The sequence below is a fragment of the SAR324 cluster bacterium genome (assembly GCA_029245725.1).
Lineage (GTDB): Bacteria > SAR324 > SAR324 > SAR324 > NAC60-12 > JCVI-SCAAA005.
This window is the reverse complement of record JAQWOT010000324.1, coordinates 62,144-73,572: the sequence shown is the minus strand read 5'-3', so window position 1 is coordinate 73,572 and position 11,429 is coordinate 62,144. Positions and strand designations below refer to the sequence as shown.

The following is an 11,429-nucleotide window of genomic DNA, read 5'->3' as shown; positions in this document are numbered from 1 at the left end:
AGAGATTACTTGCTGACAGACAGAGTGACAGGGTTTCTGGTGGAATTACTTGAACAGGAAATTGAACTAGCTGATGGAGGAACCCAAGAAAATTGGGTGAAAGATTGGGATACTCAGGAGTTAGCTTGCGAACAGAATTCTGAAGCTAGTAATTCATTTTGTCTGCCCAGAGCAATTCGATTGAGTATGGCCGTGGAGGATGAAGATGGACAAACGCTGGAAGAATCTCTGACGATTAATCTCTGCGTTCGTCCATGTAAGCCGGAGTGGTTTGAGTGAGTAGCTATTCAGGAATGTTGCTCAGTTCCCGTTAAAGAACGATTGGAGTCGATGTAGCTTTGAATTGCTTGAAGAATTAGGTCAGTCTTGCTAAGACCGGTCTGTTCGCAAAGCGCCTCTACTTCTTGAAGCATCTCATCAGAAATTCGGAAGCCCATGCGTGTCCTGAGCGGCTTGTCAAGCTTCAGAGGACGACCTCGCCTTCGAGTTTCCTTGACAAGGCTGTCTGCATAAGAAGTACTCTCTTGAAAATTTGTAGATGGTGGCGGTTGACTGATGTCATTTCGTACAGCTGGGGTGGTGCTATCGAAACTGACTTCATTTCGGTAATCCGTGTGCGCGACGAGGTCCATTTCTATTCTCTCAGTTGGTTCAATTGTTACGGAAATCCCCGCTTTTGCTAACAACGCAAGCTGGGAAACAATGAAAAAATCATTGTGTTCCTCCTCGATCAGTTTGTGTTAGAGCGGCCTACAGTTTTTTACTTGGAAAGTAAGTCAACTGAAAGCGACCTCACGCACTGAACAGATTAAAATTGAGCAAGACATAGGTTCCTGCTGTTAAAGGGTAAGTCCAATTAGTTCTAGAAATTATGAACCAAATTTGTGTTTAGTTATTTGATTTTTTTTCTCTAAAGAGCATGAACTCGATGAACATGTTCTGGTGCCAGGTTAGCTGGGGTCTGCTGGACATCCCCAGTTTCTTACGACATGATCGCCTTGATCTTCAATACTACAGTCCACTTACTAGAATAATGTTACTATAAACGGATGGGACTGGCTTGAAACTCGGGATCAGAAAGAAGTAGCGGTGGAATTATCAATAATCCCATTAGCCTGAATAAAAAAATTTCAGTTTCAAACCCCTTGAAAACGTTCACCAAAGTCGAACAAATTTTGTTTAGTTTTCAAAATACTGAATATTTCACTAAACTGCAAATCTAATTACAATTCGAACTTGTTGCAGCAAATTATGCACAAGGTCCTAAATAATGAAATTTCCTTGAAGAACCATGCCACGTTCGACAATTTTAATTGTAGAAGATGAATCTAAGATTTCTCATCTGCTAAGGGATTATCTTCAACAGGCTGGTTACGAAACTAGAGAGTCCCTAAACTATGAGCAAATTCAGGGTTGGGTAGCACAGGAAGAGATCAACCTAATCCTATTAGACTGGATGCTTCCAGGGATGAGTGGGCTGGAGATCTGTCAACAACTACGCACCATCTCAACAGTGCCGATCTTGATGATTACAGCACGAGTGGAAGAAATTGACCGTCTTAAAGGTCTGGATTCTGGAGCTGATGATTACATTTGTAAGCCATTCAGCCCGAGAGAGGTTGTAGCCAGGGTCAAAGCGGTTCTGCGGAGAACATATCATGAAGATCATGCTGAACTAAGAGCTGGTCCACTTCGTTTGGACCAAACCACCCACCAGGTTTGGGTAGACGAGTCGGAAGTTGTTCTGACTCCTAATGAATTTGGGGTATTGAAGGTCTTATTACAAAAGCCAGGAAAAGTTTGGTCACGAGAGCTGTTACTTCAACAAGTTCAAGGGTATCAATTTAACGGCTATGACCGAACGATTGATACGCACGTGAAAAACCTCAGAAAGAAGCTGGCTACTTACGGTTTGGAGTCTAGCATCGTGACAGTTTATGGGATAGGGTACCGATTTCAATTACTGGAGCATTCGATAGATGATTAGTTCTGAGCAGGTTCGTAGTCAGCTAGATATTTTGCGGATGGATATTGATAAGGTTGATGCTGAGTTGCTACGGTTACTAAATCAGCGAGCTGAATTAGTGCTCAAGGTTGGAGAACTTAAAAAAGCCAATAATCTGGCTGTGGTCCATGCAGATCGAGAAAAAGTCTTGTTGGCAAGGTTATGTCAGCAAAATTCTGGGCCATTGCCGAAGGGAATGGTGGTCCAACTATTCCAGCAGATAATTGACACCTTGAAGCAACTTCAACACTGAGCAGATACCTTTGAAAATTTCTCTTATTTTTTAATTTGCTGCTTCAATTTTAGATTTGGAAAACCAATCGCTAAAACATCCTCCAACTTTTTGACAAAGTGTGCAGTGATCCCCTCACGAACACTTTCATCAAGATCTTCAAAGTCCTCTTGATTATCAGCAGGAAAAATCAACTTGCTGATTTTTGCTCTTCTGGCGGCGATGGTTTTTTCTTTAACTCCCCCTATCGGTAAAACAACTCCGGTCAGTGTCAGTTCCCCTGTCATGGCCAGGTCAGCTTTAAGGGGAGTGTCGAAAATGAGAGACGTCAAAGCACAGGCCATCGTGATCCCAGCTGATGGACCATCTTTGGGCGTAGCCCCAGCTGGCACATGCAAGTGAATCATTCTCTCCTCGAAGAATTCTTTGGCATCTGGATCATTCTGTAGCAGTGATCGAACATAACTGTAGGCAATCTCAGTTGATTCCTTCATCACATCCCCAAGCTGACCTGTCTGCTTCAGGCCTCCATTTTTGTTAAAAATTGAACGTGCTTCAATGTGTAGAGTCGCACCACCCAAGGCTGTGTAGGCGAGACCCATCACGACTCCTACTTTTGGCTCCGTGAACGCCTGCTCTTCTGTAAATGATCGTTTGCCCAGATATTCTTTCAGATCTTCTTTGTGGATCTGAATCTCTGTTTTCAGATTCTCCTTACCTCGTTCAGTAACGATCTGACGTGCTGCTTTGCGCATCATTTTCTTGAGTTGCTTTTCCAAATTGCGAACCCCGGCTTCGCGAGCATATCCGTCAATCACTTCTCTTAAAGTGTTATCATCAATTTGGAATTCCTCTGGCTTCAGTCCATGAGACGAGAGTTGTCTTTCAATTAAATGTCGTCGAGCAATCTGCAACTTCTCCTCGAGAATATAACCTGAAAGCCGAATCACCTCCATCCGATCGAGTAGGGGGCCAGGAATCGTATCTAGCTGATTGGCAGTACAGATGAAAAGAACTTTAGAAAGATCGAATCGAACATCTAAATAGTGATCCAAAAAGTCTTTATTCTGCTCAGGATCCAATACTTCCAACAATGCAGATGCAGGGTCTCCACGAAAGCTACTGCCGATCTTATCCACTTCATCAAGCATCAAGACAGGGTTTGAAGTTTTACAAACCTTTAGTGCTTGGACAAACTTCCCTGGCAGGGCTCCGATATAGGTTCTACGGTGTCCCTTGATTTCTGCCTCATCTCTCATTCCGCCAACAGAGAAACGGTAAAATTGCCGATTCAGGCTGCGCGCAATGGACTGGCCGATTGAAGTTTTACCGACACCGGGAGGGCCAACCAATAGAATGATGGTGCCTGAGAGATTTCCATTCATCATTCCAACTGAGATCAATTCAAGAATTCGATCCTTTACGTCCTCTAGTCCGTAGTGATCTGCCTGCAGAATTTCCTCCGCCTGTTCGATATCTTCGTTATCTTCAGTTGTTTTACCCCAAGGAAGAACAGTCAGCCAATCCAGATATACTCTCGTAACATTGAATTCTGGTGAGCTTGGTTCTAGCAGACGTAGTTTCTCCAACTCTTCCTCAATCCGCTCGGATGCATCTTCAGTCAGGGTGAGTGCCTCTATCCGTTTACGAAATTTTTCTTCCTCACTCTCTTTATCATCCTTGCTTAAGCCCAACTCCTTCTTGATTTCCTTCAGTTGTTCCTTGAGAAAAAATTGACGCTGTTGTGTGGAGAGTCGTTCTTCAATCCGTTTGTTGATTTGCACTTGGATTTTGGAGATTTCCAACTCTTTCTTTAAAAGAATCAGCGCTAATTCGGCCCGCTCGAGCAAAGAACGCATCCCCAGAATCTTTTGTAACTCCTCACCGCTTGATGTTGTCATTGAAGAGGAGAAGTCAGCAAGGGTGCCGGGTTCCTTCAGGTTAATGTTACCCATCAGTAAAGAGAGTTCTTCTCGGAAAAGCGGCTTGAGCTGCACTAGTTCCTTGATGCAGTTGATAATGGAAATTGAGTAGGCCTTTACCTCTTCATCATTGCTAGTAGGGTCATCATACCAATAACGAACACGAGCTCTTCGAAGAGATGTATCTGATAGTTCAACCACCTCAAAGCGTTCCATACACTGCACAAGAAGTTGGGCAGGTGCATCTGGCTTTCTATTAACCTGCATTACCTTGCCCGCCACACCGATCTTGGCGAATCGCTGGACTTTGAATGATTCTCCTTCTCCCTCAGTCTCCTCCGCGAAGAGCAATCCAACATATTTTTGCTTATCGCTTAGACTCTCGAGAATGTTGTTGACCAATTCCTCATTGCTCAAGAGGATTGGCACCATCATTTTGGGGAAAAATGGACGATCGAAAAGAGGAATGATGATCAGTGATATTGGTAGGAGGTCACTAGCAACAATAATGGAGGTTTCTGCAGATTGGGGAGGATCTGCTTCTGCACTTTTGCTTTCTTTACCGACAATGATGATTCCACTATCTTCCTTGGTTACTTCTCCATCGTCCTGAATAATGGAATTTTTGGAAGACTGAGATGATTCATCTTCAGTTGCCTCAGCTTCTTCCTCAATCAGTATGATGCCGCTATCTGTTTTCTTCTCTGTCATGATCTCCGTAGCTGAAAATAATGTCCTTGGCTGTATGCTAGCCAGAGGCAATGCTTTCTTTTCAGATCAACATAAGTGCGAGGAAGATTCAATGGAAACACAGTTTTTCTTTGGTGAGATGTCCGGGAGTGATACTCATGATGGAGATTTCATGGTCATCAACAGAGCCAAGCTCCAACAGAGTCCAACCCAGTTTTTCGTAAAAAGTTGTGTGGTCAAGAGTTAGCAAATGCAGGTGAGGAATTTTGAGGCAGGCGGCTTCGTGAACCATTCTTCGAACTAGGTAAGTCCCCAAGCCCCGATGTCGGGCAAAAGGCATTACCCACAGACTAGTGAGCCATGGACTGTATTGTTGAATCTGTTGATAGTCATATACTTCTAAGCTGACCGAGCCCAGCAATAGGTCTTCATCAAAGGCAACGATTGTCGTTGGTATATCTTGCCGATTTTTCGTATGTTCCCAAAGGTCTTCAGAAGCTTGAGGACGGCCCCACGTTGCTACCAGATCTCGCCATTCTTCCCAGTGCTGATTCGCTAATTCTTCAACCCATTCTGGGTGATCAGCTAGATAGCCTATACTTAGAGAACTATCCATGCTGAGGACTCGTTACTCTGACGAAGTGCTTCAAGGGTGCGCATGTTCCCCACAGCATCCTCCAGTCCATAGGGAGCCGGCACATCATTTAGAATTGCTGACGAAATAGCCTCTCCTTGAAGGGTGTACTGATCACAGATGTCCATACCCAAGACCTGTGACTCAGTTGGTTCAAACCGACCCTGAGCACTATGAGTTCCAGGGTACAGGCTGACAAGACAGGGTCGATCTGGTGGAGCATTGAATGGGATGTCAATCTCAACACGACCATGAGTTCCTAAAATATTGACACGCTGATAGGGAGCTACTTGGGTAGAACAAGTGAAACTTGCTTGCAGACCATTTCCAAAATCCAGAATTCCAGAAGCTAGGCGATCCGTTCCAAAAGACGGGTCTTTATCGAAAAGACCAATCACTCTCTCGGGTTCTTTGTCACAAATCCAGCGAGATGACGACACACAATAGCAGCCAATATCGAGAAGACCCCCACCCCCAACGTCGGACTGATTACGAATATTGCTAGCATCCACGTTGTAGTAAGCAAAGAAGACTTGAACCATTCTCAATGTCCCTATCTTTCCTTCGGTGATCCATTTTTTTGCTTGGATCCATTGCGGATGATAGCGGTACATGAATGCTTCAGCAATTTTGAGTCGCGGAAATTTTTTGGAAAATTCCAATAGTTCCAGCGCATCTGCTGCGTTCAATGAAATAGGTTTTTCACACAGAACATGTTTGCCAGCTTCCAGAGCCTGCTTGGCTGGGCCTATGTGCATGTGATTGGGTAAAGGAATATAGATCGCATCTATCTCAGGATCTCTCAAGATCTCCTCATAAGAACCGTAGGCCTTTGGTATAGCTAACTCTTTTGCATAAGCTTTTGCACTTTCCAACGATCGAGAAGCAACAGCTCTGATTTCAGCAAATTGGCAACGTTGCATTGCTGGTAAAATCGTTCTACCAAAATTTGCGGTGCCAAGAACTCCCCAGCGAACTTTTTTAATTTCATTATTCATTCAAACTCCATTGCACGAAAGATGCGGTCAGCGTTTATTCGAGCCAACTCACGGAAAGTGTCCAGCTGGGCAAAGGCAGACTGGTCTATTTCATACGCTTCTTCAAGGCCTCCCATTTCTTCAAGGATCTTTGCTACTTCCTGCCTCATGTAGACCAGATAATCCAGTGTGTATTTGCGCACCTCACTAATAACGGTAGGCACTCCGTGTCCAGGGATCACAATCTTGGCGCCAAGAGACTCCAGATTATTCCAGGTTTCCAGCCATCCAGCTGTGTCTGTATCCTCAAAGACTGGCAACAGTCTTTCATGAAATGCGAGGTCTCCTGTAATCACTAGTTCTTGTTGTGGTAGCCACAGGACGATGTCTCCAGGACCATGGGCTGGACCTAAATAACGTGCCTCAATCTGCTCACCCCCCAGTTTGATAATCCACTCATTTTCAAAAATAGTATCAGGCTTCACTAGCTTGGTGCCCAGTGACTTATCCCGTCTTCCGTTTTGCATCCGCTTGAGGACATCTTCACCATGATCTTCAATAACCTCAGCCGCTAATCGATGAACCACAATCTTAGCGCTCTGTTCTTGCCAATAATTACTACCCAACATTGCATGTCCCTGGGCGTTTTCAAGGACTACATACTTGACAGGCTGATCAGTGATTTTTTTAATTTCTTCGTGAAGCGTTTTAGCTAACAGATAGTTGTCACTGGCGTTCATCACGACAACCCCTTCTTCCGTGATAATGAAAGAAAGATTATTATTGTGCCCTGAATTCTCATAACTAGGAGGTGCGGTAGCACCGATGGCAGACCAGACATTTTTTGTTACTTGCTGTGGCAGTCTGTAGAGCATGGATGATGGGGCAAAGTCTGGTGCATCCACAGGCAAATTGGCATCACGCCATGCAAAAAAGCCATCTGCGTAGTTACTGACTTTTGAGTAACCCATGTCCATCAGTGTCTTTGCTGCAAGTGGGCTCCGTTGATTGATGCCACAATACAGAACAACAGGTTGGTCGTAAGAGCGGAGAATCTCACCAATACGAAATTCCAACCATCCTCTTGGAAGGATTGTATTTTGAGCTGCGTCAATGGTTCCGCCAAATTGATTGATTTCATTTGGATTGCGTACATCAATCAGTGTTAGATTGGGATCTTGTTCCAGTCGTCGTTCTAGTTCTGCCGTGTCTACATTGATAATCTCAGCTTGGACTTGCTTCAGTAATTCTGGCCCTGCAGGAATATAATCTGCTCGGCTTTCTTTACTCCAAAAGATTAGCGCAAACAATCCAATCAAACTGAAGACGTGTTTCCTCATAATGTTTTTTAATAATCAGATAAATCAAAAACTATACGCAAAGCTGCTGTAATTTGGAGGAAAAGTAATTTGCTAAGTGTAGGTCATATAAGTTGGATCAGAAAAGCAAATTAAGAGGGTGCTTGCAAAACATTCATATTGAGTTCAAAAAATTCTGGCCACTTCTGAGGTAAGATCAAGCGTCCATTTTGTATGCGGCTTGTGAAGGAAGGTTTGAGCAGGTCTTTATCAAACCAGAAAGCCGTATCAAGGCCAACAGCGGGAGCTTTTAACACATAGGAAGAAGCTAGTAATGCGATCCACAGGTGCCCGATGCCGCTTTCAAAACTGCTACTCAACACGGGTAGGATTCCAGTTGACTTCGCTGACTTTATCCACTTTAGAGTCTCTTGCCACCCACCTAAAATTCCCGGTTTGAGGATACATGCATGAATGTTGTTTTGAATCGATCTCGCCAACTCTGGATCTTTCCATAAGGTCTCATCTAGTGCTAAGTTGACCTCACAAGATTTTCTAAGTTGTGGCAGTTCTTGAGGATTGTGCAGAGGTTCTTCGCAGTAAGCTAAATTACAGTCTGCCAAGGCGCACAAGATTTCTTCTGCCTCTGTTAGTGTCCAAGCTTGGTTTGCGTCAAGGCGAATTTCCACGTCAGCCCATTGCCTCCGAACTAATCGAACTCTCTGGATATCCTCCTTCAGTTCTTTACGGCCTACTTTGATTTTGACGGTCTTGTAACCAGCAAATTTACAGCGTTGGATTTCACTTTCTAAACTCTCTAGAGAGCAGTTTAGCAGACCATTTAATGAGATAGGAAAGCTGAGTTCTGACTTTAAAAAATGGGTTAACGAAGTTCTTTGTCGCAGAAGCTGATAGTGAAATGCCAGCATTTCAAAACCAAATTTTACTGAAGGAGTAAGTTCCTTTGGATAATTGAATTCAATCCAATTATCATTGCTCGCTTCTAACTCTTTGATGAAATGTGGGAAGTGATTCTGAACCAATAATTTGGCCTCATCTAAACTTTCCGAATGAAGCCCTGGTAAAGGAGCAATTTCACCGTAGACAATGCCAACATCACTTTGCCAAAACAACAGTAGACCCTTACGGAAGGGATCTGATTCTTGTTGGGTGGTAAGACTATTTCGAAGAGGTAGACGATAAGGCAGTATGTGCCAGATGTTTTCTGCTAGTAATGCTGCGAGTGCTGAGCGATTCACAAATTCACTGAGTCACTTTTCAGGATTGGCTTTAAGAGTGAAATTCAAACAGGGTTGACCAGAAACCTGTAAAACATATTGAGAAGGCTCCAATCGTGTTTTGAATCCTAGCTTATGACAACCATACGGCGCGTTTGAATCCCAAGTGATGTGATAAAACCGGCATTGTCGACAGGATGCAGGTGGATTGGGTCTAGACATTTTTCCAAGGAAGGTTTGTTCTTTAAACAGACTTAGGATGCTCGCAAAGGATGAAAAACAAGGAAACATTAATATAGAAAAACTTCAAATTTTTGGTGGTTTTTTGGACAAGCAAATTCTATCCTCGTCTCATCTCCGAAAGTAACCAGTAATTTTCTTGGGTTTGTAGAGAGTTGGGAGGTGAGTAGGATGACCTCTTTATAATCTTCAATTTTGATCACCCTTGTTCGGGGTTGTCCAGAACCTCAGCAACTTCTTTTTTCAACTCTGGCAGGATGTCATTGTGCAGAAATGTTCTACTGACAATCTCCTTGAAAACAGGCCCTGCGACTTTACCACCGTAGGGAGAACTCCGTGGGTGTTCGATCACAACAAGCACAGTGAGTAGTGGCTGTTCAGCTGGGACATAGCCGTTGAAAAAAGCAATATGCTTTCGGTTAGAGTATCTACCCGTTTTTTCATCAAAAACTTGAGAGGTCCCAGTCTTTCCAGCAACGTTGTAACCTGGGATCGCTGCTTCTACAGCAGTGCCACCTTCCTGGGTTACGCTAATCATCATTTTCCTCAATATTTGGGCTGTTTCAGCAGAAATCAACTGCTTTGGATCATAAGCTCCAAATTTCTGTGAGATTTTTCCTTCCTCATCAAGAGTCTCCAGAATGATTTCCCCTTCCTCGCTGAAAGCATGGTCTACAATGTAAGGATGAAACCATTTCCCGTCAGCAGCAACTACGTTCAGTGCACTGATCAACTGTAACGGAGATACTAAGATGCCATGGCCAAATGAGATGGAGGCATGATCAACTCGAGTCCAGCGTTGTAGTGGTAGCACACGCCCAATAGCCTCCCCAGAAAGTCCAGATTCCGGTCGTGATCCAAATCCAAATCGACGAATATGTTCGTAGAATTTCTCTGGGCTCAGCATTGTACCAATTTTGATGGCACAGATGTTCGAAGATTTCTGAATGATCTGTTCGATATTCAGATTTTCATGAGGTGAGGTGTCATGGAAATCTTCTCCAGCAAACCGATAGGTACCATTTTCACAGAAAAATTCTTGCTCCGGTGTAATCAGCTTCTCTTCCAGAGCAGCCGCAATGGTTAAAATTTTAAAAGTTGAACCAGGCTCATAGCCAACGGTGACAGCACGATTCAGAAAAGTTGATCTGTCAAAATCTGTGTATCGATTTGGATCGAATTGGGGATAGGTCGCCATTGACAGCACTGCTCCTGTATGGGAGTGCATGACGATGGCTACTCCGCGGTCAGCTCGGGAAGTCTCGACCCCACGTTTCAGCGCAGCTTCGGTGTAATGTTGAATGGTGTTGTCAAGTGTCAGTTGAATGGAGTGCCTTTGAGCTTTCAGATCGTGAGGCAAGGTGTGTGGAATTACTCTTCGAGTCCCATCCCTCTCAACAACGATTTCTTCAGGTTCTCCAGCCATCAAGTTTTGATACTGGTATTCTAGCCCTTCCAATCCTTGTGAATCGACTCCTGTGAAACCTAACAATGCACCAGCCATCTCACCATTTGGATAGACCCTTCTGTACTCTTCAACAAAATCTAACCCCTCAAAGTCCATTGCCTTAATTTCCTGGGCAACCTCAGGGGGCAGTTGACGTTTTAGCCAGACGAAAGAGCGTTTTGTTCTGAGAGTTTTAAGAAGTTTGTCCCGATTAATATCAAGTAGTGGAGCAATACGTGTCGCAACTGTGTAAGGAGATTCAATATTTTGTGGTCTTGCGTAGAGGGATTGTACTGGGACTGAAACAGCGAGGCGTCGGCCTTGGCGATCTGTAATTGTTCCTCTGCGAGGTTCCAGGGTGATTCTACTTTGTTGTTGGTGACGAGCGCGCTCTGAGAAGTACTCAGCTTGCAAAATCTGCAAGTAGAACATGCGACCCAATAAAACTACCAAACAACTGGCAATCACTACAACAATCGACAGAACTCGGAGATTGAAAGTGTATAGTGAAAATTTGGGATTATGGGTGCGAGACTTCATCTGAGAAGAAAATATCACTTTGGTAAAGTTGGGCAGGATTGGGAAATTTCATCTGCATTTGGTTGAGGGCTACTGTCTCGAGGCGTTGGGGTCTGCTCAAATAATCGGCTTCTACCCTCAGCATCTCTAGTCGAACGATCATCTGCTGATGATCTTTTTCAAGACGTTGAACTGCGTAACTTTTTTGCAGGAAGTTCATCCACTGC

At 44.0% G+C, this 11,429-nt stretch carries 11 protein-coding genes; 3 read left to right on the top strand and 8 right to left on the bottom strand.

Annotated features, from left to right (window positions below):
• Positions 1-279: hypothetical protein (locus tag P8O70_17460; protein ID MDG2198628.1), on the top strand; the 279-nt coding region annotated here is incomplete at its 5' end.
• 8 nt (positions 280-287) lie between these two features.
• On the opposite strand, the gene P8O70_17455 is transcribed toward P8O70_17460, so the two are convergent.
• On the bottom strand, positions 288-632 hold the full coding sequence (locus tag P8O70_17455; GenBank protein MDG2198627.1) for a ribbon-helix-helix protein, CopG family: 345 nt from the start codon (positions 630-632) through the stop codon (positions 288-290).
• Positions 633-1,291: 659 nt separating this feature from the next.
• Here P8O70_17455 and P8O70_17450 point away from each other — a divergent pair.
• Positions 1,292-1,987 carry a response regulator gene (locus P8O70_17450; protein MDG2198626.1) on the top strand — a complete coding sequence of 232 codons (696 nt, stop codon included), beginning with the start codon at positions 1,292-1,294 and terminating at the stop codon, positions 1,985-1,987.
• Positions 1,980-2,258: a chorismate mutase gene (locus P8O70_17445; GenBank protein MDG2198625.1), complete on the top strand. Its 279-nt coding sequence runs from the start codon at positions 1,980-1,982 to the stop codon at positions 2,256-2,258. Before P8O70_17450 ends, P8O70_17445 begins: the two co-directional genes overlap by 8 nt.
• Before the next feature lie 23 nt (positions 2,259-2,281).
• Here the strand turns inward: P8O70_17445 and lon are convergent, their stop codons facing one another.
• The 7 genes from lon to P8O70_17410 form a co-directional block, all read right to left on the bottom strand.
• Positions 2,282-4,870, bottom strand: coding sequence for an endopeptidase La (gene lon, locus P8O70_17440; GenBank protein MDG2198624.1), 2,589 nt, complete (start codon positions 4,868-4,870; stop codon positions 2,282-2,284).
• Between the two features lie 88 nt (positions 4,871-4,958).
• Positions 4,959-5,465 (bottom strand): GNAT family N-acetyltransferase, encoded by a 507-nt coding sequence (locus P8O70_17435; GenBank protein ID MDG2198623.1) that lies wholly within the window; start codon positions 5,463-5,465, stop codon positions 4,959-4,961.
• Positions 5,450-6,481, bottom strand: coding sequence for a Gfo/Idh/MocA family oxidoreductase (locus P8O70_17430; protein ID MDG2198622.1), 1,032 nt, complete (start codon positions 6,479-6,481; stop codon positions 5,450-5,452). The genes P8O70_17435 and P8O70_17430 overlap by 16 nt, the downstream gene beginning before the upstream one ends.
• Positions 6,478-7,800, bottom strand: coding sequence for a rhodanese-like domain-containing protein (locus P8O70_17425; protein ID MDG2198621.1), 1,323 nt, complete (start codon positions 7,798-7,800; stop codon positions 6,478-6,480). Before P8O70_17425 ends, P8O70_17430 begins: the two co-directional genes overlap by 4 nt.
• 110 nt (positions 7,801-7,910) lie before the next feature.
• Positions 7,911-9,017, bottom strand: coding sequence for an o-succinylbenzoate synthase (gene menC / locus P8O70_17420; GenBank protein MDG2198620.1), 1,107 nt, complete (start codon positions 9,015-9,017; stop codon positions 7,911-7,913).
• 418 nt (positions 9,018-9,435) lie between these two features.
• The gene (locus P8O70_17415; GenBank protein MDG2198619.1) at positions 9,436-11,223 is read right to left on the bottom strand and encodes a penicillin-binding protein 2; all 1,788 of its coding nucleotides are present in this window, start codon (positions 11,221-11,223) and stop codon (positions 9,436-9,438) included.
• On the bottom strand, positions 11,204-11,422 hold the full coding sequence (locus P8O70_17410; GenBank protein ID MDG2198618.1) for a hypothetical protein: 219 nt from the start codon (positions 11,420-11,422) through the stop codon (positions 11,204-11,206). The genes P8O70_17415 and P8O70_17410 overlap by 20 nt, the downstream gene beginning before the upstream one ends.
• Between the last annotated feature and the right edge of the window lie 7 nt (positions 11,423-11,429).

Excerpts from the sequence above, each read along its gene's own strand:
- P8O70_17415 (MDG2198619.1), bottom strand. The coding sequence starts at position 11,223 with ATGAAGTCTCGCACCCATAATCCCAAATTTTCACTATACACTTTCAAT.
- P8O70_17410 (MDG2198618.1), bottom strand. The coding sequence starts at position 11,422 with ATGAACTTCCTGCAAAAAAGTTACGCAGTTCAACGTCTTGAAAAAGAT.
- P8O70_17455 (MDG2198627.1), bottom strand. The coding sequence starts at position 632 with ATGGACCTCGTCGCGCACACGGATTACCGAAATGAAGTCAGTTTCGAT.
- P8O70_17450 (MDG2198626.1), top strand. The coding sequence starts at position 1,292 with ATGCCACGTTCGACAATTTTAATTGTAGAAGATGAATCTAAGATTTCT.
- P8O70_17425 (MDG2198621.1), bottom strand. The coding sequence starts at position 7,800 with ATGAGGAAACACGTCTTCAGTTTGATTGGATTGTTTGCGCTAATCTTT.
- P8O70_17445 (MDG2198625.1), top strand. The coding sequence starts at position 1,980 with ATGATTAGTTCTGAGCAGGTTCGTAGTCAGCTAGATATTTTGCGGATG.
- P8O70_17430 (MDG2198622.1), bottom strand. The coding sequence starts at position 6,481 with ATGAATAATGAAATTAAAAAAGTTCGCTGGGGAGTTCTTGGCACCGCA.
- lon (MDG2198624.1), bottom strand. The coding sequence starts at position 4,870 with ATGACAGAGAAGAAAACAGATAGCGGCATCATACTGATTGAGGAAGAA.
- P8O70_17435 (MDG2198623.1), bottom strand. The coding sequence starts at position 5,465 with ATGGATAGTTCTCTAAGTATAGGCTATCTAGCTGATCACCCAGAATGG.